Origin of the sequence: Leeia speluncae (assembly GCF_020564625.1) — a bacterium.
Classification (GTDB): domain Bacteria; phylum Pseudomonadota; class Gammaproteobacteria; order Burkholderiales; family Leeiaceae; genus Leeia; species Leeia speluncae.
The window spans coordinates 37,611-61,632 of sequence record NZ_JAJBZT010000009.1; the positions used below are offsets into that span (position 1 = coordinate 37,611).

24 protein-coding genes and 1 tRNA gene are annotated in these 24,022 nt (G+C 44.3%); 2 read left to right on the plus strand and 23 right to left on the minus strand.

The annotated features are described in order from the left end of the window. Positions 1 to 7: 7 nt before the first annotated feature. The 6 genes from rfbA to LIN78_RS14545 all read right to left on the minus strand — a co-directional run bounded on the left by rfbA (position 8) and on the right by LIN78_RS14545 (position 5,892). The gene (gene rfbA / locus LIN78_RS14520; protein WP_227181581.1) at positions 8 to 892 is read right to left on the minus strand and encodes a glucose-1-phosphate thymidylyltransferase RfbA; all 885 of its coding nucleotides are present in this window, start codon (positions 890 to 892) and stop codon (positions 8 to 10) included. Position 893: 1 nt separating this feature from the next. Beyond that, positions 894 to 1,805: a dTDP-4-dehydrorhamnose reductase gene (rfbD, locus tag LIN78_RS14525; protein ID WP_227181582.1), complete on the minus strand. Its 912-nt coding sequence runs from the start codon at positions 1,803 to 1,805 to the stop codon at positions 894 to 896. Beyond that, a complete protein-coding gene (gene rfbB, locus LIN78_RS14530) occupies positions 1,795 to 2,856 on the minus strand; it encodes a dTDP-glucose 4,6-dehydratase (RefSeq protein WP_227181583.1) in 1,062 nt (353 codons plus the stop codon). Before rfbB ends, rfbD begins: the two co-directional genes overlap by 11 nt. Before the next feature lie 152 nt (positions 2,857 to 3,008). Beyond that, positions 3,009 to 4,373, minus strand: coding sequence for an NAD(P)(+) transhydrogenase (Re/Si-specific) subunit beta (locus tag LIN78_RS14535; protein ID WP_227181584.1), 1,365 nt, complete (start codon positions 4,371 to 4,373; stop codon positions 3,009 to 3,011). Next, positions 4,373 to 4,681: a proton-translocating transhydrogenase family protein gene (locus LIN78_RS14540; RefSeq protein WP_227181585.1), complete on the minus strand. Its 309-nt coding sequence runs from the start codon at positions 4,679 to 4,681 to the stop codon at positions 4,373 to 4,375. The genes LIN78_RS14535 and LIN78_RS14540 overlap by 1 nt, the downstream gene beginning before the upstream one ends. Before the next feature lie 53 nt (positions 4,682 to 4,734). After that, entirely contained in the window at positions 4,735 to 5,892 is a 1,158-nt protein-coding gene (locus LIN78_RS14545; protein ID WP_264474640.1) for a Re/Si-specific NAD(P)(+) transhydrogenase subunit alpha, read from the minus strand. A 379-nt stretch (positions 5,893 to 6,271) separates the two neighbouring features. On the opposite strand from LIN78_RS14545, the gene LIN78_RS14550 reads away from it, so the two are divergent. Further along, entirely contained in the window at positions 6,272 to 6,577 is a 306-nt protein-coding gene (locus LIN78_RS14550; RefSeq protein ID WP_227181586.1) for a Dabb family protein, read from the plus strand. Positions 6,578 to 6,734: 157 nt separating this feature from the next. Next, the gene (locus LIN78_RS14555) at positions 6,735 to 6,971 is read left to right on the plus strand and encodes a hypothetical protein (protein WP_227181587.1); all 237 of its coding nucleotides are present in this window, start codon (positions 6,735 to 6,737) and stop codon (positions 6,969 to 6,971) included. Between the two features lie 74 nt (positions 6,972 to 7,045). Here LIN78_RS14555 and LIN78_RS14560 read toward each other — a convergent pair. From LIN78_RS14560 to LIN78_RS14645, 17 genes are all read right to left on the minus strand, one after another. After that, positions 7,046 to 7,124: transfer RNA gene (locus LIN78_RS14560), tRNA-Ile, on the minus strand. A gap of 42 nt (positions 7,125 to 7,166) precedes the next feature. Next, a complete protein-coding gene (gene rpoD, locus LIN78_RS14565) occupies positions 7,167 to 9,077 on the minus strand; it encodes an RNA polymerase sigma factor RpoD (RefSeq protein ID WP_227181588.1) in 1,911 nt (636 codons plus the stop codon). 80 nt (positions 9,078 to 9,157) lie between these two features. Further along, a complete protein-coding gene (gene dnaG / locus LIN78_RS14575) occupies positions 9,158 to 10,927 on the minus strand; it encodes a DNA primase (protein WP_308443963.1) in 1,770 nt (589 codons plus the stop codon). Between the two features lie 98 nt (positions 10,928 to 11,025). Further along, positions 11,026 to 11,472, minus strand: a complete 447-nt coding sequence (locus LIN78_RS14580; RefSeq protein ID WP_227181589.1) for a GatB/YqeY domain-containing protein — start codon at positions 11,470 to 11,472, stop codon at positions 11,026 to 11,028. A 49-nt stretch (positions 11,473 to 11,521) separates the two neighbouring features. Next, positions 11,522 to 11,734 carry a 30S ribosomal protein S21 gene (gene rpsU / locus LIN78_RS14585; RefSeq protein ID WP_018150241.1) on the minus strand — a complete coding sequence of 71 codons (213 nt, stop codon included), beginning with the start codon at positions 11,732 to 11,734 and terminating at the stop codon, positions 11,522 to 11,524. Positions 11,735 to 11,814: 80 nt separating this feature from the next. Further along, positions 11,815 to 12,723, minus strand: coding sequence for a flagellar hook-associated protein FlgL (gene flgL / locus LIN78_RS14590; protein WP_227181590.1), 909 nt, complete (start codon positions 12,721 to 12,723; stop codon positions 11,815 to 11,817). 11 nt (positions 12,724 to 12,734) lie between these two features. Next, the gene (gene flgK / locus LIN78_RS14595; RefSeq protein ID WP_227181591.1) at positions 12,735 to 14,642 is read right to left on the minus strand and encodes a flagellar hook-associated protein FlgK; all 1,908 of its coding nucleotides are present in this window, start codon (positions 14,640 to 14,642) and stop codon (positions 12,735 to 12,737) included. A 66-nt stretch (positions 14,643 to 14,708) separates the two neighbouring features. Beyond that, positions 14,709 to 15,665, minus strand: coding sequence for a flagellar assembly peptidoglycan hydrolase FlgJ (flgJ, locus tag LIN78_RS14600; RefSeq protein WP_227181592.1), 957 nt, complete (start codon positions 15,663 to 15,665; stop codon positions 14,709 to 14,711). A gap of 128 nt (positions 15,666 to 15,793) precedes the next feature. After that, positions 15,794 to 16,885, minus strand: coding sequence for a flagellar basal body P-ring protein FlgI (locus LIN78_RS14605; protein ID WP_227181593.1), 1,092 nt, complete (start codon positions 16,883 to 16,885; stop codon positions 15,794 to 15,796). A gap of 19 nt (positions 16,886 to 16,904) precedes the next feature. Further along, on the minus strand, positions 16,905 to 17,585 hold the full coding sequence (locus tag LIN78_RS14610) for a flagellar basal body L-ring protein FlgH (RefSeq protein ID WP_227181594.1): 681 nt from the start codon (positions 17,583 to 17,585) through the stop codon (positions 16,905 to 16,907). A 19-nt stretch (positions 17,586 to 17,604) separates the two neighbouring features. Further along, positions 17,605 to 18,387, minus strand: a complete 783-nt coding sequence (gene flgG, locus LIN78_RS14615; protein ID WP_227181595.1) for a flagellar basal-body rod protein FlgG — start codon at positions 18,385 to 18,387, stop codon at positions 17,605 to 17,607. An 18-nt stretch (positions 18,388 to 18,405) separates the two neighbouring features. Beyond that, positions 18,406 to 19,149, minus strand: a complete 744-nt coding sequence (gene flgF / locus LIN78_RS14620; protein ID WP_227181596.1) for a flagellar basal-body rod protein FlgF — start codon at positions 19,147 to 19,149, stop codon at positions 18,406 to 18,408. Between the two features lie 14 nt (positions 19,150 to 19,163). After that, complete coding sequence (flgE, locus tag LIN78_RS14625) at positions 19,164 to 20,402, minus strand: flagellar hook protein FlgE (RefSeq protein ID WP_227181597.1); 1,239 nt, start codon at positions 20,400 to 20,402, stop codon at positions 19,164 to 19,166. A 16-nt stretch (positions 20,403 to 20,418) separates the two neighbouring features. After that, complete coding sequence (locus LIN78_RS14630) at positions 20,419 to 21,093, minus strand: flagellar hook assembly protein FlgD (RefSeq protein ID WP_227181598.1); 675 nt, start codon at positions 21,091 to 21,093, stop codon at positions 20,419 to 20,421. A gap of 11 nt (positions 21,094 to 21,104) precedes the next feature. Next, positions 21,105 to 21,515, minus strand: a complete 411-nt coding sequence (gene flgC, locus LIN78_RS14635; protein WP_227181599.1) for a flagellar basal body rod protein FlgC — start codon at positions 21,513 to 21,515, stop codon at positions 21,105 to 21,107. A gap of 19 nt (positions 21,516 to 21,534) precedes the next feature. Further along, positions 21,535 to 21,948, minus strand: coding sequence for a flagellar basal body rod protein FlgB (flgB, locus tag LIN78_RS14640; RefSeq protein WP_227181600.1), 414 nt, complete (start codon positions 21,946 to 21,948; stop codon positions 21,535 to 21,537). A gap of 177 nt (positions 21,949 to 22,125) precedes the next feature. Next, positions 22,126 to 23,886: a GGDEF domain-containing protein gene (locus LIN78_RS14645; RefSeq protein WP_227181601.1), complete on the minus strand. Its 1,761-nt coding sequence runs from the start codon at positions 23,884 to 23,886 to the stop codon at positions 22,126 to 22,128. Positions 23,887 to 24,022: the final 136 nt, after the last annotated feature.

Here is a 24,022-nt window from a genome sequence, read left to right on the forward strand (position 1 = left end):
CTCAGGGTTAGTCTTTTACGAGGTTTAGCAAGTATTGTCCATAGGCATTCTTCGCCAATGGTTTAGCCAACGCCAAAATATGTTCTCCATCTACCCAGCCTGCGCGATAAGCGACTTCTTCAGGACAAGCAACCATCAGTCCTTGCCGTTTCTGCAAGGTGGCGATAAAGCTAGATGCCTCTAGTAGTGATTCGTGTGTACCGGTATCTAACCAAGCATAGCCGCGCCCCATGATTTCTACGTTTAGCTTGCCCGCCTCAAGATAGGCTTTATTTACATCGGTAATTTCTAATTCGCCACGGGCAGAAGGTTGGATGTTGGCGGCAATATCGCATACCGACTGATCATAGAAATACAATCCCGTTACGGCATAGTTAGATTTTGGCTTCAGTGGCTTTTCTTCAATGCTTAGCGCACGGAATTGATCATCAAACTCCACCACACCATAACGCTCAGGATCTGTTACATGATAGGCAAAAACAGAGGCGCCTTCGGTTTGCGCTGCCGCTCGTTCTAATTGCATGGTTAGATCATGTCCATAGAAAATATTGTCTCCCAGCACCAACGCAGATAGATCACTCCCGACAAACGCTTTTCCAATGATAAAGGCTTGGGCGAGCCCGTCCGGGCTAGGTTGTACGGCATAACTGAGCTCAATCCCCCACTGATGTCCGTCTCCCAATAATTGCTGGAAGCGCGGAGTATCTTGTGGCGTAGAAATGATCAGAATCTCGCGGATACCGGCTAGCATCAACGTGGTTAGCGGGTAGTAAATCATTGGCTTGTCGTAAATCGGTAAGAGCTGTTTACTGACAGACGTGGTCGCAGGATATAGTCTTGTACCGCTACCACCAGCAAGGATAATCCCTTTACGTTTTGGGCTAGTTGTCATGTTATTTTGCTAACTCCACAATTAATCGCGTTGTTTCTGTCACTTGAGATTGCCAATCTGGCAGCGTCAATCCAAAGGTATGCGCTAGTTTTTGATTGGACATCACCGACCAGGCAGGGCGTTTCGCTGGCACAGGATAGGCAGAGGTAGGGATCGGCTGAATGTTGTCTGGATCCACCTTTACCGGCCATCCAGCATGCAACGCCGTTTGAATCGCCAATTTAGCATAAGCATGCCAGTTGGTTTGCCCGCTAGGGACTAGATGATAAATACCATACGAAAAGCTAGTTGGGTCTGCTTGCATGTATTGATGCACGACCATGGCTGTCACATCCGCAATCAAGGCGGCAGAAGTGGGTGCGCCAATTTGATCTGCCACCACACTTAAGCTTTCTCTCTCTTTGGCTAACCGTAACATGGTTTTTAGGAAATTGCCGCCGTGTACGCCATACACCCAAGAAGTGCGAAAGATCAGGTGTTTGCAACCAGCCTGTCTGATTGCAACCTCCCCTTCGGCTTTCGTTTGTCCATAGACATTCGCCGGTGCAATCGGATCAGACTCTTGATAGGGCAAATTGCCTGTGCCTGCAAATACGTAATCTGTTGAATAGTGAATCAGTAAAGCATCTAGCTGTTTTGCGACGTCGGCTAATTTGCCCACTGCACTTGCATTGACTAAGTGCGCTGTCTCAACATCGCTCTCTGCTTTATCAACCGCCGTGTACGCGGCAGCATTGATGATGACATCAGGAGAAACAGACACCACGTAGTTGGCAAGAGCATCTGGCTGGGTAAAATCAGCGCGTGCGCGATCAGCGACAGTCACCACACCATGCAAAGCCATTGCACGTTTTAGCTCGAAACCAACCTGTCCGTTCGCGCCAAGGATCAATAACTTGGGTTTAGTGGCCATACTGTTGTTCAATCCAAGTTTGGTAATTGCCGCTCACTACATTGCTTACCCATGCTTGATTATCTAAATACCATTGCACGGTTTTACGGATGCCAGATTCAAATGTTTCAGCAGGACGCCAGCCTAGTTCGCTTTCCAACTTACGTGCATCAATGGCATAACGACGATCGTGGCCCGGGCGATCCTTTACATATCGAATTTGTTCACGATAAGACATGCCAACTGCTTTGGGCTGTAGTTCATCCAGCAGATCACAAATAGTATGCACCACCGACAAATTGGCTTTTTCATTCCAACCACCCACATTGTAGGTCTCACCCAATTTACCGTTGGCAAGTACAGCGCGAATCGCACTGCAATGGTCTTTTACATACAACCAATCGCGAATCTGCTGCCCATCCCCATAAACGGGTAGATCTTTGCCGGCTAGGGCATTTAGGATCATTAGCGGAATTAGCTTTTCAGGGAAATGATACGGGCCATAGTTGTTAGAACAATTGGTCGTCAGCACAGGGAAACCATAGGTGTGAAACCATGCCCTGACTAGATGATCACTCGCTGCTTTGCTGGCGGAATACGGGCTGTTTGGCTCGAACGGGTGGTTTTCTGTAAATGCAGGCGCATCAGAAGCCAATGAACCATATACTTCATCAGTAGAAACATGCAGGAATCGGAAATTTGCCTTAAGCGCTTCACCTAATTCATTCCAATAAGCTCTCGCGCACTCCAATAAATTGAAAGTACCGACAATATTCGTTTGAATAAAATCGGCAGGTCCATGAATCGAACGGTCGACATGCGATTCAGCAGCAAAATTAATGATCGCACGCGGTTGAAAGCGATTAAGCAGTTCAGAAACCAGTGTTTTATCACCAATATCCCCTCTCACAAAAACATGAGAAGCATTGCCTTCTAGTGACTTCAGGGTGTCTAAATTACCAGCATAGGTAAGCTTATCTAGATTGATCACTAGCTCATCAGCGCCTGCCAACCAATCTAATACAAAGTTACCGCCAATAAACCCTGCACCGCCCGTGACTAAAATTGCCATCTATCTGACCCAACTAACCCAAAACCTTAGTTTATCATGACGAAGAAGTAGGCTATAGAGGGGGATTGCAGCTTAGATCATCTTTTATGAAAAAAGAAAACCCCATTTGAATGACTTCAAATGGGGTTGCCCTGAAACAATCTACTCAAGACTTAGTGAAAAGACTTCACCATATCTTCAACAACCTTTTTCGCATCGCCAAATACCATCATGGTTTTGTCCATGTAGAAAAGATCATTATCTAGGCCTGCATAACCTGCGGCCATCGAACGTTTTACCACCAAGATGGTACGTGCCTTGTGCGCTTCCAGAATCGGCATCCCATAAATCGGGCTGGCCGGATCGGTTTTTGCGGCAGGGTTGACCACATCGTTCGCGCCAATCACTAGCACCACATCGGTAGAGGAGAAATCATTATTGATTTCTTCCATTTCCAATACATGCTCGTAAGGCACTTCAGCTTCAGCTAGCAAGACGTTCATATGACCAGGCATACGACCCGCCACCGGGTGAATCGCATAGCGTACATTCACACCCTCTTCTTGCAGTAGCTCTGCCATCTCTTGCAACGCATGCTGGGCACGGGCAACGGCCAAACCATAACCAGGCACGATCACCACGCTATCGGCATTTTTCATCATGAATAGCGCATCTTCTGGGCTACCAGATTTGTAGTTTTTCGGGCCAGTCGATACGCTGCCCGCCGCTACTTCGGCGCCAAAGCCACCCAATAGCACCGAGATAATCGAGCGGTTCATTGCCTTACACATGATGTAAGACAGAATCGCACCTGATGCCCCCACACATGCACCTGCAATGATCAGCACGCTGTTGTTTAGTGTAAAACCAATACCGGCAGCCGCCCATCCTGAGTAACTATTTAGCATTGATACCACAACAGGCATATCTGCACCACCAATTGGCACAATCAGCAACATCCCCAAAACCAAGGCAATCGCACACATGATCAAGAAAGCTGCATGGCTATCGGTTGCATAGTAGGCAAAACCAAACCCAACCATCGATACTGCCAAGATCAGGTTAAGTAAATGCTGACCAGAGAAGTTAATTGGTTTTGCACCGAAACGACCAGATAACTTGCCATAGGCAATCACCGACGCAGTAAAGGTAATCGCGCCAATAAACGCACCAATGAAGAGTTCGATCTTCTGCGCACCGGTATGCTCTTGGCCGTGGTGAAAAATCGCCGCAACAGCAATTAACACAGCTGCCAAACCAACTAGCGAGTGCATCGCAGCAACCAACTCTGGCATTTGTGTCATCTGAACACGCTTCGCCAATGTTCCGCCGATTGCACCACCAACCACCACAGCGCCAGCCATTAAAGCAAATACCGGTTTATCCATTAGTAGCAAAGTAGTAACAACGGCAATCAACATGCCAATGATGCCGTACATATTGCCTTTACGCGCGCTTGTCGGGCTAGATAAGCCTTTCAGAGCCAGAATAAAGAGTACCGATGCGACTAGATATAAGAGAGAAGATAGGTTTTGCATTATGCATTTCCTTTCTTACGCTCTTTTTTCTTGAACATTTCTAGCATACGTTGAGTGACCATAAAGCCACCAAAGATGTTAATTGATGCCAGTAATACCGCTAATGCACCTAAAACGCTGGTTAACGTAATTTGTTGGCCATCGATCTCTACAACTTGTAGCAAAGCGCCAACCACGATAATGCCAGACACCGCATTCGTTACCGCCATCAATGGCGTATGCAAAGCAGGTGTCACATTCCATACCACGTGATAACCAACAAAGACGGCAAGCACGAATACCGTCAGATTAACAATTAATGGATCCATCTTGATTCCTTAAATAACAATTCAGGTTGTCAGAAGAAATAGTAACTACGCACTTACGCAGATTTACCGAACAGCACTTGGCCATTCGATACCACAAGCGTTGCCTTTACCAATTCATCTTCAGGGTTTAATACCAACCCTTTTTCCTTATCCAACATTGGAGAAATGAAGTTCAGCAGGTTCTTCGCAAATAATGCAGAAGCATCAGCTGCCACCATTCCCGGCAAATTAGATAAGCCAACCAAGATGACCCCATTTGATGTGGTAACCACTTCGTCTAGCACCACACCTTCTGTATTACCACCGTTTTCTACAGCCAAATCCACCACCACCGAACCGGCTTTCATTGCAGCAACGGTTGCCGCTTTAATCAAGATCGGCGCAGGACGTCCCGGAATTAACGCAGTTGTAATCACAATATCCGCTTGACGTGCGCGCTCATGGATAAGCTCAGCTTGCTTCGCCTTGTACTCATCAGACATCTCACGCGCATAGCCACCTGCCGCATCGCCAGACTCTTCAATAGGTACTTCCACAAACTTAGCACCTAGCGACTCCACCTGTTCTTTTGCAGCGCGACGCACATCAAAAGCCTCAACCACTGCACCCAAACGCTTTGCAGTTGCAATCGCCTGTAGGCCAGCCACCCCAGCGCCCAAAATCAGTACGCGGGCAGCCTTCACTGTACCGGCGGCAGTCATCAGCATTGGGAAGAAACGTGGATAGAACTGAGTTGCCAGCAGCACCGAACGGTAACCGGCAATGTTTGCCTGGCTAGATAAAATGTCCATGCTTTGAGCACGGGTAATCCGTGGCATCAGCTCCATGGCCAATACTTCTAGCCCCGCCGCCGCATAAGCGCCCAGCAGTTCGTTTTTGTGAGGATTGACGGCAGCAAATACACGCGTCCCTTTTGCAAACAATCCAATTTCAGACTCAATTGGAGCACGGATTTTCAGCGCAATATCGGCACCTGATAATGCCTCTTGCGCTGACGCCACTAGTTTTGCACCAGCGGCTTCATAATCTGCATCCAATACACCCGCGAGCAAGCCCGCCCCTTTTTCAACCGCGACCGACAACCCAGCAGCCACAAACTTCTTCACCGTTTCCGGTGTTGCGGCGACACGGGCTTCATGCGGCATAACTTCCTTGATGATGCCAATTCGCATGTATTTCCCCTCTGCATGCGTGATAGAAAAAACTGTCATCTGCTGCGAATCTTCTTGGACGCAGTCAGGCTTTGGCTCGCAAATTTTTTGCGCGCGCACTCATTGTATTTTCTGGGCAGGAATATTATTGTTTTGATGTTTTAAACGCATGTGTTGCTCTAACGGCAATCGTTCATCACGTTTAAAAAGGTGCTTTGCACCAAGGGATTTGCAATCAATCTAAGCAATGGTTTAACTGCTTATGTTGTTGCTGTGGGCGAGTAATACTTTTTATTTACTTATCACAACTTTATTATTTTTATAACAGCTGGATCACAACTGCGAGCCCAATTTATACGATGTAACGAATGGGATAGCAAGTGGTTTTTTTCAAAAATCATTCAACGAAGTGTATTTTTCACATAAAAGAGTCTAAAAAATGCCAATTCATCATCACGTCTATTTTTCATTCAACGATTCAGCATCTGAAGAAGACACCCAATCGATTGTCGAACAGTTCTACGCACTAAAAAAAACCAACCTCATTCAAGATTTTTTTCATGGCATCAACAATAGTCCCGAGTTATTAAACAAGGGGTTAACACATGCATTTATTATTTATTTTAGCTCGACATCTGATCGCGATACCTATTTAAGCCATCCATTGCATGTAGCATTTGTTGAATATCTTAAACCATTTCTAAAAGATGTCATGGTGTTCGACTTTGAACCTAGCACAATCTAGAAATACATCTACACGCATTCGAGCCATTTCTGATCGATGTATATGCAAGCAAGCTATTCATTATATTTTGGCAAAAAGTAGTAAATAAAATACCAACTTATCAATTAATCATGCTATTGATAGATAACCATATGAAATGATGACGGAGTAGAAGTAAATGAACAAGAATGAAGTGCGCAGCATCATTGAGTCTGTTCTAGCAAGCGGCAGTAAAACACCTGGCATTTTTGATTTGCCCAAAATGCTATCGCTAAAAACACAATTAGAAGCATGCTCATCTATATCAGATGTGATTAATCTGCTAGAAGAACATCGCGGTAACGTGCTTAAAATTTTTGGACTTGAAGAAACACTTTTTCAAGATGCAATTGAAAAGCTAAAAAACTTAGCCTAAAGCTAATTGGGATTGTATTTACGTTAGACAAATAAAAAAACCAACCTTTAAGGTTGGTTTTTTTATTTGAAACTTGGTGGGCCCCCCGGGAGTCGAACCCGGCACCAACGGATTATGAGTCCGCTGCTCTAACCAAGCATGAGCTAGAGGCCCACTTGCATCTGACACATGCCAAATGCAAGAAAGTTGCGCATTTTACCCTTGATTTTCTTCACCGTCCAGAAAACTTCTCAGTCTTTCTGAACGAGTCGGATGACGTAATTTACGCAGGGCCTTCGCTTCAATCTGACGAATACGTTCACGAGTCACATCAAACTGCTTACCCACTTCTTCAAGTGTGTGATCCGTATTCATTTCAATACCAAAACGCATACGTAGCACTTTTGCTTCACGTGGTGTTAAGGTATCTAGCACTTCTTTAGTGACATCTTTCAAGCTTGCGTATACCGCCGCATCAGAAGGCGCAATAGTTACTGCATCTTCAATGAAGTCACCTAGATGAGAATCATCGTCATCACCGATCGGCGTTTCCATAGAGATTGGCTCTTTGGAAATTTTAAGAATCTTACGAATCTTCTCTTCTGGCATTTCCATGCGTGCCGCCAACTCTTCAGGAGTAGACTCAATACCTGTCTCTTGAAGAATTTGGCGTTGAATTCGGTTCATTTTGTTGATTGTTTCAATCATGTGAACCGGAATACGAATGGTACGCGCTTGGTCAGCAATAGAACGAGTAATTGCCTGACGAATCCACCATGTGGCATAAGTAGAGAATTTGTAACCACGACGGTATTCAAATTTATCCACTGCCTTCATTAGACCAATGTTACCTTCTTGAATTAGATCCAAGAACTGAAGACCACGGTTGGTGTATTTCTTCGCAATAGAAATTACTAGACGCAAGTTAGCCTCAATCATATCGCGCTTCGCACGACGTGAACGAGCCTCACCTGTCGACATTTGACGGTTAATTTCTTTTAAATCTTTAATTGGGATGCGAACACGCTTTTGAATTTCAGCCAATTTACCTTGGCGCTCAAAAATAGCATGTTTAAAGCGAGACAATACGTCGCTATATGCTTTACCCGCATTGATTTCTTCGTTAACCCAGCTTGGATTATCTTCATTACCAGGGAAGATTTTCAAGAAGTGTTGGCGAGGCATTTGACCTTTTAGCACAACCAAATCTTGAATCTCGCGCTCTTGTGCACGAATTTCTTCTACCAACTGGCGAAGACTGTCACAAAGAGCATCTACCTGTTTCGCCGAGAAGCGAATCATGGTTAGCGCGTCAGAAATTGCTTGCTGTGCAGCCAAGAAATCAGGAGAGCCAAAGCCATTATCTTCTAATGCAGCTAACATTTTACCGTAATGCTCACGCACTACCGTAAAGTGAACCATTGCATCCGCTTTCAATTGCTCTAGATCTACACCTGAAGGGGTACCACCACCCTCGCCGTCTTCATCCTCTTCTTCATCAGAGTCATCGGCTTCTTCCTCATCATCGATGTTGAGGTCGGTTGGCTCTTCGGTCACTTCTTCAGCATTTGGATCAACTAGACCGTCGATCAATTCATCGATACGCATTTCATCTTTTTCAATGCGTTCGATCATGCCAAGAATATCGGCAATGGTACTTGGGCTGGCAGAAATTGCCTGCACCATATGTTTTAGGCCTTCTTCGATTCGTTTAGCGATTTCAATTTCGCCTTCACGAGTCAATAGTTCTACAGTACCCATTTCACGCATGTACATACGTACAGGGTCTGTTGTTCTACCAAACTCTGAATCTACAGAAGATAAAGCGGCCTCAGCCTCTTCAACCACATCATCATCAGCAACAGGAGGCGCTGCATCAGACATTAAGATGTCTTCCGCATCCGGCGCTTCATCCATTACCTGAATACCCATGTCGTTGATCATGCTGATGATCTGTTCGATCTGCTCAGCATCTAACATGTCTTCAGGCAAGTGGTCGTTGATCTCTGCGTAGGTTAAATACCCACGTTCCTTACCAAGGACGATCAACGTCTTCAAGCGCTGACGCGACTGTTCATGATCCCGTTTTGAGTTTTCGTGCTTTTCGTTGCGAATTTCTTCGGTCATTATCTTTTAATTCCAAATGGGGTTGGACTGAGCACCCGAAAAACCATTGATTTTAATGTTTTTTCTGAAAAAAATCTACCCTACCGTCTAGCCCGCATTAACGTTAGCTCTCGGTACTTTTCTTTTTCTTCTGGCGTTAAACTAGCCAAACCAGAAGAGGTAACTTTGCGCTCAATGTAATCTTGCAATTGCTCTTGCTTTTTCCACTCCGCCGATTTAATGATTTGCTGACAAATATCTGCAAACTCTTTTTCAGCCTCCTCACTAGCAAAATCTTGAGACACCACCCACTCTGCCGTAAGCAACTTTTGCCAACGCGAATGAAACTGAGGAAACTGCTGCAAAATAACTTCTGTCGATACTTCTTTTAATGTAGGTGATGATTGCAAAAACTCAAGCAGCGCTTGGGATTCCGCTCCATCAATATGCGATTTATGCAACTGCCCAAATAATGAGCGATTACGTTCTGCTATTGCCGGTTTTTGTAGCAAAAAACCGATTAACCTATCTTCTAATGTAGCCGGCGCTTTACTTGCCATCCTCACTTCTGGTGGAGAACGTTTTTTCCCTGGCTGCCATTTTTCCTGTTTAGGCCTGAGTAATCCGGCAAAGTTTCTTGCTTCAGTCCACATTACATTTCTTAATGTGGGGGCGGCTATTTGATTTAACAAGGGCTTTATTTCATGCCAAAACTTTGCTTTATCCTCCGCTCGACCTTTGGCCAACTCGGTTCTGCTTCCAATTTCTTGAATCAAGAATCGAGACAATGGCAATACACGTTCCGCAAGTAGCTTTTCAAAACCATCTTTTCCTACTTGCCGTACAAAAGTATCGGGGTCCTCTCCTTCGGGTAAAAACAAGAATTCAGTGGTAATGGCATCGGTTAGTAATGGCAATAAATTTTCCAATGCTCTCCAGGCGGCTTTGCGCCCCGCATTATCACCATCAAAACAAAAAATAATGCGTTCACTATAGCGGAGTAACTTATGAATATGGTCGCCGGTTGTTGCCGTGCCTAACGTAGCCACAGCATAATCCACCCCAAACTGGGATAGCGCCACGACATCCATATACCCCTCGACCACCATCACTTTTCCAGCGGTTTTAATCGCTTGTCGTGCCTGCCAGAGTCCGTACAACTCCTTACCTTTTTCAAACAAAGGCGTTTCTGGTGAGTTAAGATATTTAGGCTCCCCCTTACCCAATACCCTCCCACCAAAGCCAATGATTTGGCCTTTTTGGTTATGGATGGGAAACATCACGCGATGGCGAAAGCGATCGTAACGACGACCTTGCTCATTCTTAATGACTAAGCCAGCGCTTAACAAATCGTCTTGTGTCTCATATTGAGGAAAGACGGTGGCCAATGCCTGCCAATCTTCTGGAGAAAACCCTAATTCAAAGCGCGCAGCAATTTCACCAGTTAGCCCTCGCTTCTTAAGATAATCAATTGCTTCAGGCGATTGTTTGAGGGATTTTTTGAAAAAATTAGTTGCAACACTCATCACATCCAATAACGGAGACACGACAGCTTTTTGTTGCTCAAAACGCTCCGAGCGCTCTTCTGGCACCACCATCCCGTACTCAGAGGCAAGCATTTTTACGGCATCAATAAAACCTAACCCTTGGTATTCCATGATAAATCCAAGGGCATTTCCATGCACACCACATCCGAAGCAGTGATAAAACTGTTTGGTTGGACTAACGGTAAAGGAAGGTGACTTTTCTTGATGGAATGGACAGCAGGCGGAATAGTTCTGACCTGCTTTTTTTAAAGGAACAAAACGCTCCACCACCTGCACGATATCCGCTCTTGCAAGCAAGTCATCTATGAAGGTTTGCGGAATCACGCGCCAAGGCTCCTAAAATTAAATAGCACCACAAACAACAATGCCCGTTGCGAAGAATCGTAACGGGCAATTGCTAATTGCTTCATCCATCAGCAGTATTATCCTGCGAGGACTTCTTTCAATATCGCAGAAACCACTGACATGTCTGCTTTACCTGCCAATTCAGCTTTTAATACAGGCATTACTTTGCCCATCGCTTGCGGGCCAGTCAAACCTGACTCAGCCACTGCTTTTTCAACCACCTGACGAATCTCTCCTTCAGATAGTGAAGCAGGCAAATATGCTTGCAAGATCACCACTTCCGCACGCTCTGCATCGGCAAGATCGGTTCTGCCTGCCGCATCAAACTGGGAAATACTATCTTTGCGTTGTTTTAGCATTTTGCTAATAATGGCAATGATATCAGCGTCAGCCAACTCAATACGCTGATCCACTTCTTTTTGTTTAATCTCGGATGACAAAAGACGCAAGGCACCCAGGCGTTGCATTTCTTTGCTACGCATGGCTGCCTTGATGTCATCGAGAATTTGCTGCTTTAAAGACATTGCAACAACTCTCTTTTCAAATTTACTACAGATGAAGAATCAAATCTGATTAATACATCTTTGGTGGCAAAGTTTGGCTACGCAGGCGTTTGTAATGACGCTTAACTGCAGCAGCTAATTTGCGCTTGCGTTCAGCAGTAGGCTTTTCGTAGAACTCGCGAGCACGTAGTTCGGTCAATAGACCTGTTTTTTCTACTGTGCGCTTGAAACGGCGCATGGCAACTTCAAACGGCTCATTCTCTTTAACGCGTACGCTTGGCATAGAACATCGACCTCAATTCAAAAGGTTAGGTTTATAAAAAATGGGATTCTAGCAGAAAAAAGAATCAAATCAAAGTCATATCACGACAAATAGTCAAACAAAGATAGACCTTGTGTCTGTTTGTACGTTGTACGCGTCACTTCTAACAACTGCTGCGCTTGCATATAATTGGTGACCGATTCTGCATAATCGACGTCAATCAAGTGGCTTCTTTCAGTCTCATACTGCAGAGATAGGTCTTCATTCACTTGTGTGGACATATCAATTTCATTTTGGCGCGTACCAACTGCACTCACCTTCACCCCAATTTGCTGTTGCGCAGATTTAATACCAGCCAAGGCAGAAGTCACATCTGCGGTATAGGTAGAAGATGATGAACCTGCCATCAATGCATCGTACAACTGTTTAATGCTACCAAACGAGTCACCAAAGACAGAATCACCGGCTTCACTAGTTTGTATATAGCGTGATTCAGTTAATTGAATTTGACGAACACCTTGGTCACCATTATAGCTAATTGTGCCGATCGCACCTGTTGATGCAGTCTCTGTAAATGGCTGTGTACCACCTTGGTAGCCAGAGAACATATATAAACCATCTGCACCTTGTGTATTTGCCAAACTCAAATATTCACGAAACTGAGACTCCACACTCGCGGCCAATTGCTGCTTGTTCGCATCTGAAAGTGTTCCGTTACCGGCTTGCACCGCAATATCTTGTAAGTTTGTTAAGATATCTGAAGCATTTGTAAGCTGTGTCTCCAATAACGACATGGTATCTGCAGCCGTCTGGCCATTCTTTGTAAATTGATCTACTCTTGATTGCGAGTTAATCACATTTAACGCACGAGCAGCGGCGACAGGGTCATCAGAAGCGGTAACAACACGCTTACCGGTAGATAGCTGTAATTGCGCTTTTACCTGCTCGTTCATTTTTTCAGTCATCCCGGCTTGGGCCATGGATCTGATGGTTAAGCTACTGAGTCTCATATTTCACCTCATTAACTCATTAAACTAAAGATATCATCGAGCATTTTTTGAGCAGTCGTTAAAATACGTGCGGCCGCCTGGTATGCTTGTTGATACTGAATTAAATTGGCAGCTTCTTCATCTAAGTTAACACCAGAGAATGACTGCTGCGCAGTGGTTACACTATCTAGCAATGTAGTTTGAGAAGTGTACTCAGTATCTAACTGGCTCGTTTTTGTACCCACTGAACTCACTAACTGGGCATAAGATTCCGAAATCGTTGCCGTACCATTATTGGTCAATTTTGCGGTTGCTAATTTACCTAACAAATTAGCATTTCGACTATCCGCTGTACCACTATTATTGCGGCCAACTGTAAATGAATCCCCTGAACTAGGTGTACCAGATAGCGTGAAAGACATGGTACCACCAGAACTAAGCGCGACTGAAACAGTATTCCCACTCAACGTAATCGTGTCTCCAGAATCCGAAGAGGTAAACGCCCCACCAGAATAAGTGAACGTTCTCATCGCAGACGTACTGCCATATGCAGGGAATGCCGAGTCAGACAAAGTGGCGCTATCTATACTATTAAGCGTTAAAGTAGATGTTCCTGTGTTGCTAGTACCGGCAGTTGCGGTTAATGGTAAGCCTGCGGCTACTTTTGCGGTATCAGAAATTAAGGCACTTAAATTAGTTGCCCCACTAACTGTCGGTTGTACTAAATATGAATCGCCAGCGGTTGGCGTGGCAGACAACGAAAAATCAATACCATCAAGCGTAAAACTCGAACCTGTAAATGAACTTACCGTGTTATCTGACATTCTAGTTACATTGTAGTTTGTACCATCAAATGCAACTTTATAATCACTTGCTTGTAACGAAGAATAATCCGATACAGTCGCGGTTAATGCCGCAGTAGACACATTATTTGAGTTTGAATAGACGGATGGTGAGCTAATTGAAAATACATCCGCACCTAAATTACCATTCAAATCTTGGCCTAACTTATGCTGTTCGTTAAAGGCATTGGCCAAGACCATTGCCTCTTTGCCCAGTTCATTTCTCGCATTGGTTACCGTTACGTCACGATAATCAATTAGCGCACCTAAACTTCCGCCACTTAAACTAGTTGAGTCCAACAGAATATCAGATGCGCCATTCGACAAATAAATGTCCGATTTTTGTGGATTGGAGGCAGAGCGCTTGCTCGTAACTTCATTTGCTGTCGTACCAACAACTAAGCTCTGACCATTACCGGTTGTTATATTGAAAAATCCAGACGAGTCCTCTGTAACATCCACTTGTATAATTTTATTTAACTCATTGACCAGCGCGTCGCGCTGATCGTGCAAATCATTCGCCTGCTGATTGCCAGAAGTACTTTCAATTCGGACAATAGAGGCGTTTAACTTTGCAATTTGCGAAGTGTATGAATTAACCTGCGCAACAGAATCTTGTATTTGCTGATCAGCGCCGCTGTACAAGTCATTCAACCTCTCTGCCATGGTATTGAATTGATTCACCAACGCCTCTGTTGAGGACAAAAATGACTGACGAGAAGAGACACTCGCAGGTGTACTCGCAACAGAAGAAAGCGCATTATAAAAAGTACTCAATCCAGTCGAGATACTATTATCTGAGCTAATAAGATCATTTACTTGCGAAATTTGGCTGAGATATGTGCTGAGATAACTAGCCTCCCCACTCACCGTTCTAACTTGGCTATCCAAGAAATCGTTATACGAACGAGTAATGTTTGTCACCATCGTGCCGGCACCAACAAAGCCCGAGCCGGTCAACTGTGGGGTTTGACTAGTTTGCGTAATCGATTGTCGATGGTACGAAGTGCTGCTTGAGTTGGTAATATTATGCCCAGTGGTAGAAATACCTAATTGGGCAGCACTCAACGCAGAAAGACCAATTGAATACAGCGTCATTTGATTTACTCCTTACTCTCTATATCGACTTGAGTATGTATAACTTGAATCAAATTACTCAAACGATTACAAATTTTGCAATCTAGTTTGCCTAGCCACTTTCGCTAGCTTCATTGCATATGTTGGGTCTGTTGCATAGCCACCATTCTGTAATGCAAGGCCGAAGCCAGTTGCATCATTCCCTTTATTGAGGGCATGGCGATAGCGATCATTTTTTGCCAATAAGTTTGCATAATCGGCAAACGCTTCTTCATAAGACGAATAAGCGCGAAACCTTTCCACTTTTTTGACTGGTGAGCCATTGATATATTCAGTAGTTAAGGTTTCTACTGATTTACCTTGCCAATCACTATTCGCTTTGATTCCAAATAAATTGAATGAAGTTTTTCCATTGGAATCTTTAATTTCTTTTTTGCCCCAGCCACTTTCTAAGGCGGCATGTGCAGCAATAATTCTTTGTGAGACACCAAGCATACTGGCAGCAGTTTGTAATCCACCACTAATGCGATCAATAAAATTATCTGAAACCGTTGTTTTTGCAGCGGCAAGTGCCTCATTAATTGGATTCACCGTGCCAGCCAACTGGGTAGATGCCTCTGAAATGCTATTTACCATCCCAGTTACAGCTGGTTGCCGTGCTTGACCGTTATATGAGCGTACATTTAACCCTGTAAAGGCATCTGTTGCCGCCACTTGTTGGTTTTGCGGCAATAATTGCCTAACCAACATATCAGCAAGACCAATCCCTTTACTATTCGCCATATCTAATGAAATTTGCTGATCGTACATGCCTTGAAACATTTTAGTCGAAGAGGAATCCCAAATTTCATCTTCCCCAACCGTTGCCCGCATGCTTTTCATCATTTGCTCAAGTAAGAGTGCTTCAAACTGCTGGGCGGCTTTACGCAGTGTTGCAACATCTCCTTTCGCAGCGCCCGCTTTCATATTGCCGATCGCATTAACATCAATCGCCAATGATGGCGCTGAATTAATTGTCGATGAGCCTGTTAATGCGGGATTCATTTTCTTTCCTTGAATATGCGACCTTTGCTAATTAATAAGCAGGAAACATGCCATATATGAAAAGAAAGATCCAAAAATAAAAGCCTTCATTGGGAAGGCTTTTATTTCTATGATTAAATCAATCTTAACTAGATGATTTCTAAATCTGCACGCAATGCGCCCGCAGCTTTCATTGCTTGCAAAATGGACAATAAATCCTGCGGTGTAGCACCTACCGCATTTAATGCCTTCACTACATCAGAGAGTCTGGTTGCTTTTGGCAAACTCACTAATTGGCCTTTATCTGCATTGATGGAAACATTTGAGTTTGCCGTACCTGCTGTTTGCCCATTAGACAATGCACCTGGTTGACTAACCGAATTATCCGTACCAATCACCACCGATAAATTGCCATGCGCCACCGCACAGTGATCCACCATCACAGACTGATTCATGACAATTGATCCTGTCCGTGCATTTACGATCACCTTTGGCGATGCTGTAGCAGGTGCAACCATCAAGTTTTCAACTTGAGAAATAAAGGCGACACGCTTTGTTGAATCCGATGGTGCTCTGACTTGAATCAATCGACCATCAAGGGCTCTCGCTGCATTACCACCAACCGAACGATTAATTGCATCTACCACTCGGTCGGCTGTAGTAAAGTCTGTTGTCGTTAGTTCTAAGTTGATAAACTCACCCTGCCCAAGCGGTGTTGGCACGGCCTTTTCAACCGTTGCACCAGCAGGGATGCGTCCTGCGTTTAGCTGATTCACTTGCGCACTACTTCCATTGGCAGATGCACCAGCCCCGCCGAGCAAGATGTTTCCTTGTGCAATCGCATACACTTGCCCATCAGCACCTTTTAGCGGACTGAGTAGCAAAGTACCTCCGCGCAAACTTTTTGAACTACCAAGGCTAGAAACGGTGACATCAATTTGCTGGCCAGGTCGGGCAAATGGCGGCAAGGTAGCAGTGATACTAACCGGTGCGGCATTTTTTGCCGATAAGTTAGTTCCGGCGGGTAATTGCACGCCTAATTGACTCAACATTGTAACTAAGCTTTGCGACGTTAAAGACGAGCTATCGCCAGACCCATCCAATCCGACCACCACACCATAACCAACCAACTGGTTAATCCGAACACCTTCTATGTTTGCTAAATCCTTGATCCGCTCCGCTGAAGCCGCACCATTGATAGCGATCAAACCAAGACAAAGCAAACGTAAAATCAGCTTCATGCCTATTCCTTACTCTGCTTTAGAACGGTAAAAATGATAAGAAGAATTTAGATAACCAACCCATTGCCTGTGAAGCATCTACTTGCCCGTCACCACGCTGCTCGATCCTTGCATCTGCCACCTTAGTGGAAGAAACAGTGTTACCCACTTTGATATCTCGTGGATCCACCACACCAGAGAAACGTACAAACGAGGTTTCTTGGTTTAGGGCAATTTGCTTTTCACCAGCAACGACTAAATTTCCGTTATTCAATACATCCACCACGGTTACAGAAATACTGCCGGTAAAGGTATTGCTGTTGGTACTTTCACCTTTTCCATTGAAGGTAGAGCTAGAGGAACCATCAACAGACAAGTCTGTTAACTTACTTAATGCGCTAGGCACTAACGAACCAGAGACAGTCGGCAAACCCGCTGATAATGTATTCGATTTACTGGTCTTCGTTTCGGCTTTGTTGTTCGCACTCAACTTTTCTTCGATGCTAATTGTGAGCGTGTCACCAATCGTTCTTGCAATTCGATCTTCGAATAAATTGATTCGACTATTGCTGGCTTGATAAATTGCACCGTTTTGCGGAGCTGCCACCACTTGTTTTGGGGGTCGTACCGTTAAGGGGCCTTCAACAATACTTTTTGGTGTATTGCTACAAGCCGACAACAGCATGCCGACAAAAGTAAGTGACAATAAACGAGCAAACATTTTCATCCCACCTTTAAACTTAGAGGCTAACGAGTTTCTGCAGCATTTCGTCAGATGCGGTAATCGCACGTGAGTTAATTTCAAACGCTCTTTGCGCTTGAATCATACTCACCAACTCTTCTGTTACGTTCACGTTTGAGGTTTCTAAATAGTCTTGGTTAATTAAACCAGTACCATTCGTACCCGGTGTAGAAACAGTTGGCGCACCACTGGATGCGGTCTCAATGAATAAATTCTCACCCTGGCTTTGCAGACCACCCGGGTTAATAAAGTTAGCTAAGGTGATATTGCCAATCTGTGTCGTCGCTGAACTGCCCGATTGCGTAATAGAAACCGTACCATCTGTACCAATGGTGAGAGACGTCGCATCAGAAGGAATCGTAATCGCCGGCTGAAGTGGGTAACCACTACTGGTCACAATTTGGCCAGTACTATCTTTTTGGAAAGCACCATCACGCGTGTAACCCGTCGTACCATCTGGCAAAAGCACTTGAAAAAAACCCGAGCCATTAATCGCCATATCCAGCGAATTTTCTGTGCTTTGTAAGCTACCTTGAGTAAAAATTCGCTCGGTGGCAATTGGTCTGGCACCCGTACCAACCTGCAACCCACTTGGAATTTGCGTTTGCCCTGTAGAACTTGCGCCGGGCTGACGAAGCGTCTGATAAAGCAAGTCTTCAAATAGCGGACGTTGGCGTTTAAAACCATTGGTACTGACGTTTGCCAAGTTGTTGGAAATGACGTCAATATTGGTCTGCTGCGTATCGAGACCAGTTTTAGCAATCCAGAGCGATCTAATCATTATTCAACTCTTCTTTTATTAGCTGCTGAGTGAAAGAATTTGTGAGGCTTTTTGAGCATTTTGATCTGCGGTTTGCATCATTTTTACCTGCATATCAAACTGTCTGGATTGGGTAATCAAATCCACCATACATTTCGCAGCATTCACGTTACTGCTTTCCAAAGCATTGCCCGCCAACACGACCGTATTATCGGCTTCTGCCGGCTGACCACCTTCGGTTCTAAAGAGACCATCCTCGCCACGCACCATCGTTTTTTCATCTGGATTCACCAGCTTTACACGACCAAGCACAGCAACTTGTGTCACACCATTACCATTTGGCACAGTAGAGATGGTGCCATCTCTTCCAATAGTGATTTGTACGTTAGCAGGGATTTGGATAGGACCACCATCACCAATCACCGGTTGGCCAGCACCGGTCATCAATGTCCCTTCACTATCCATCTGAAAACCACCGTTTCGGGTATAGGCTTCTGAACCATCTGCCGCTTGCACAGCAAACCAACCTTTACCCTGAATGGCCATATCCAGATCACGACCAGTTTGCATCAATGTGCCGGGAGACATGTCTGATCCCGTTGTCGCATCAACAGCGAATGTACGAGTAGGCATACCATCGCCATACACCCAAAGCGCCCGAAAACTATTGGTTTCGGCTTTATAGCCTTGAGTATTTACATTGGCGAGGTTGTTTGTCGTTGACGCTTGTTTATAGAGCGCATGCTGCGCTCCAGTCATTGACACATATAGCAAACGATCCATGGCTATTCACTCAATTAACGTAGGTTAACCAAGGTCTGAAGCACTTGATCTTGTGTTTTAATGGTTTGCGCATTGGCTTGATAAATACGTTGTGCGGTAATCATATTCACCAATTCTTCTGTCAAATCTACTTTTGACTCTTCAATGGCTGATGACTGCAAAACACCAAGACTTGAAGAACCAGGAACGCCAATAATTTCCCCCCCAGAATCTGGAGTTTCCACCCACTCATTACTACCCTTCGCCTGTAAGCCTTGCGGATTTGTAAAGTTGGCCAACACAATTTGACCCATATTGCGTGACTGGCCATTGGTATAGTTACCTTGCACCGTACCATCATCCGCAATCGTAATCCCGCTCAAACGACCAGAAGAATAACCATCTTGGGTTTGTGTATTTACACTATATGAACTACCAAACTGGGTGAAGTTTGAAACATCAATATCAAACGTTTGAGCATTAGCACCTGCCGCTGTGTAAGAAGCAGAGAGAATATGATCTGTTGTTGCACCTGATGATGTAACAGTGCTCAATGTACCATCAGTGCCAAAAGTCATTGTCGCGGCAGCTGAGGCGCCATTCAAATTAACAGCCGTACCATCGACTGTCATGTACACATTCCAAGAGTTTGAGGCTGTTTTTTGGAAATATAATGCTTGTGTATGTGGATTACCCAAACTGTCATAAACGGTTTGTGATGCACTCTTGTTGTAAGTAGTTGCATCAGTCGAGTCAAATGTTGCTGTAATGGCACTTAAACGAGAATCAAGGTTCACACCGACGGTTTGTGTGGATGTTGCTTGCGGCTGCAAATCTGTTGAATCAATCTGCAAGTCAACAGGTGAAGAAGAAATGATATTGCCGCTACTATCGGCATCGTAACCAGTCAAATGGTGACCCGCACTGTTCACAATATAGCCACTTTTATCGACTTGGAACTGTCCGTTACGTGTATAGCTAATCGCACCATTATCAGACATGCGGAAGAAACCATCACCATTCACTGCAACATCTAATGGATTGCTAGTAGAAGTGATTTCGCCCTGCAAGAATTGCTGAGTAACCGCAGCTAACGAGCTACCGATACCAATGTTGTTTGTACCGCCTGTGTTCAGGCTTGCAGCAAATGCATCCGAAAATTCTGCACGAAATGGTTTAAAACCAACCACGCTAGCGTTCGCTACGTTGTTACCAATCACATCCAAACTTTTAGAGGATGAATTTAAACCACTTAGACCTTGTTGGAAGCTCATTTGATATCTCCCCTAATTACAGAATTTGAACAATATCAGACAGGGAGATATCGCCTACACCTGCCACATTAACCGTGATACCAGCGGAGCTGAATGTCGCGCTAGAAATCTTTCCATAAGACAAAGTAGTTGATTCAACAGCGGTTGAACCTGAAGTCGCGGAAACAGAAAAGGTATAATCGCCATCTTCTAACTGAGTGCCGTCAGAGTTAACACCGTCCCAGCTAAAGTCCACCATACCGCTACTTTGTGCACCTAGATCCACGGTATCAACCGTATTGCCATAGCTGTCTTTAACAGTAACAACAACGCTACTTGCACTTCCATCTAAAACCACCGCACCTTTTGCGGCACCATCCTCCAGCGTCAAATTATCGCCGGATGTCATCACACCACGTCCAACCAAAGAAGCCGCTTGGTAGGATTGAGAAGATGCATAGGAGGTAGCCAAGTTCTCCATCGTCGTATTTAGCTTCTCAATACCAGTCACCGTGCTAATTTGAGCCATTTGCGAAGTGGTCTCAGAATTATCCATTGGGTTCAATGGGTCTTGATTTTGCAACTGCGTAACAAGCAATTTCAAGAAACGATCTTCAATGGTAGAGCTAGTTGAATCAGTCGTAGTGGTACTACTGCTGTTCAAATAGGCATACGGATTTGAACTATCGGTTGAGGTAACTGTGGTAGACATTTAACTACTCCTTACTGACCTAGTGACAAAGTTCTTGTCATTAGGGTTTTTGCGGTATTCATCATTTCAACGTTTGCCTGGTATGAACGAGAAGCAGAAATCATATTGGCCATTTCTTCCACCACACTCACATTTGGCATGGCGATAAAACCTTTTTCGTCAGCCAATGGATTACTAGGCTCATAAACTAGTCTTGCAGGAGAAGGATCTTCTACTACCTCTTTAACCTGAACGCCCATCGCACCAGTGGAAGAACCATCTACAGGCATTGCTTGGAAAATTACTTGCTTCGCTTTATACGGTTGGCCAGTTGAGCTAGTGGCCGAATCTACGTTTGCCAAATTGCTCGCCACCACATTCAGGCGCATAGACTGTGCAGTCATTGCTGAGCCAGCGATTTGAAATACTCCCATAATTGACATGTTAGTTACCTCTTATCGTTTATTGGCTAGCCATTGCTTGCTGCAATGTCTTAATTTTGCCAGTCGTGAAGTTCAGCAACGCTTGGTACTGCAATGCATTGTCTGTAAATCGCGCCATTTCATCTTCTGCCTCAACGGTGTTTCCATCGATAGATGGCTGTTTTGGCACACGGTATTGCAACTCAGCGCCACTAAATCCTGTTTCACTTGCTCCGGCAAAGTGAGCACCATTTGTCGTTTGCAATTGTAATTGCTGGCCGTTACTACTATTTCCTAATGCATTAGTGAGCGCAGATTTAAAATCAAAATCTTTTGCTTTGTAGTTTGGCGTATCAGCATTGGCAATGTTGGCACCTAAGACTTCTTGGCGATACGACCTTGCTTTCAAGGCGCTCTCTAAAAATCGAAAGTGTCCATCTATTGAATTCACCATGCTTTACCCCTCACTAGTCATCCAATTAAAAGCACAAAACATGCCAGACTAAATATATTGATAAAATACAAAGACTTAACATTATTTAACCACTAAAAAACCTCTCCAAGCTTGCTAAAAAGAAAAAGGGCGGCAATGATTGCCGCCCTTCTATTTTGTATTTACCGCTTCTTTGAATTATTCGCTAATTTCTACACGGTTCTTGCCGGATAACTTTGCTTGGTACATTGCACTATCCGCACGACCAATCACATCCATCTCATCTTCCCCCTCACGGTATTCGGCAACACCACAGCTAAAGGTAATTAGCACACGCTCATTATTATGTAAGTAGAAACGTTTAGTTAATTCACGCTGTACACGTTGCATCACCAAAACACCTTCTTCGACAGGAGTAGAAGGAAGCAAAATGACAAATTCCTCACCACCATATCTAGCAACTGAATCTGTCGGCCGTAAAACATCTTTGACCACCTTAGCCAAATGAGCAAGTGCCATATCGCCAGCTTGGTGACCAAGGCGATCGTTCAACTTCTTAAAGTTATCGATATCAAGTAATGCAATCGACAGTTTTTTATGTTCACGATTAGCCCTAGACAACTCAGTCGCAAATGCGTCTTCCATGCCTCGGCGATTTAATACTCCAGTGAGTTGATCCGTTCTTACTTGCTCGGACACTAACTCGATTTCTTTTTCCAGTGCAGTGACTTTTTCCGAGGCTTTTTCCGCCTCTTCCCTCACCTTCACTAGCTCATCTCGCGAACGAAGCATATCCAGCTGCATAGAACGTGTATCGTCCATCAAGCGATCGACGATAGAGGCAATTTTAGTTAAATCATCAGTTTGTTTAATTTCAGAAGAGTAACTAACAATCTTGTCGTGGTAAGAACCAGTACTCGACGCCATCGTACTTAGTCGATCAATAAAGCTTGTGATCATATTCTTAAACGTATGCTTAGCCTCAACTAAGCTCTGTTTTAAGTGACCTTGTTTAAAAATCAACTCTGATAAGGACTCTTCCATTTCATATAAGAAACGGCTATCTAAAGGCTGATCAATAACCGCACGGATGACTTCAACCTGCCCTTGCATCCAGCTATCATCTGCAACCAATTCAGAAATGTTATTGACCAGTAAACGTAGTAATCTTTGTAGACCCAACATTAATGTTTGATCAGACTCATTTCTTAACTCTAGCTTTAACCAAAATTTCTTAGCAACTGTTGAAAAGGCTTCAAGCCCTTTCATTTCGGTTGTTTCTCGCAAGCGGGTAACTAATGCCATTGCTTCTTCATGCAAATCTGGTGCAGTAGTAAGACGAGCGACCACTCCATACTCTAAGGTATAAATCAGCAAATCACGCCAAGCTTGAAACACCTGCCCTGCATCTCCTTTAATCTCCGAGGAAGGGGTAGGCTCCAGCTCTTCTTGCAAAATATCATCTAGTTGAACATTGTCCGACCAAGCGGTGACCAAGGCATCCAATTTGGTAAACAATAAATCCGGCTTACTTCCAAAATTAATAAGCACCTTTTCAAGTGCTTCTTTTTTCTTCGGTGTTGTCCAACCCGCTTGCCGAAGATCCCACTGCTTGATTAGATCTCGGACTAATTCAGCCCAAGCATTCCCTTTGCCGCTATCTACGTCACTAGCGTCAGCAAGGGATTCTAAGATTTTCTCAATCCAAGCATTCCAATTACCTGATTGCAAATGGTCATCAAGTACTTGTTTCGTGCGCTGCAATTCAAAAGCAGGCTTTTGGAGCTTTGAAAATCGTTCAGTCAGTAGTTGTAGAACGGGGTGCGTATCTTCAACAGGCACGCCAGCGATTTGGCAATAGGTTTTTCGATAATTATCAGGAGTAGGAAGCAGACGACTCATTGCCATCTGCTTAAGCGTTTCTCGAGCAATTTCAGCTGGATTAGAAAAATCAGCCATTCAGCACCTGTAAAACAGTTACTTGTAAATGAAAAAAAGAGTGTTTGAACTTGTTAAGAATTGCAATCTTAATCAGTAAACATGGCGAACACAACGCTTTTAAAATCACTTTGTAATAAACAGATTTAGGCGTTAG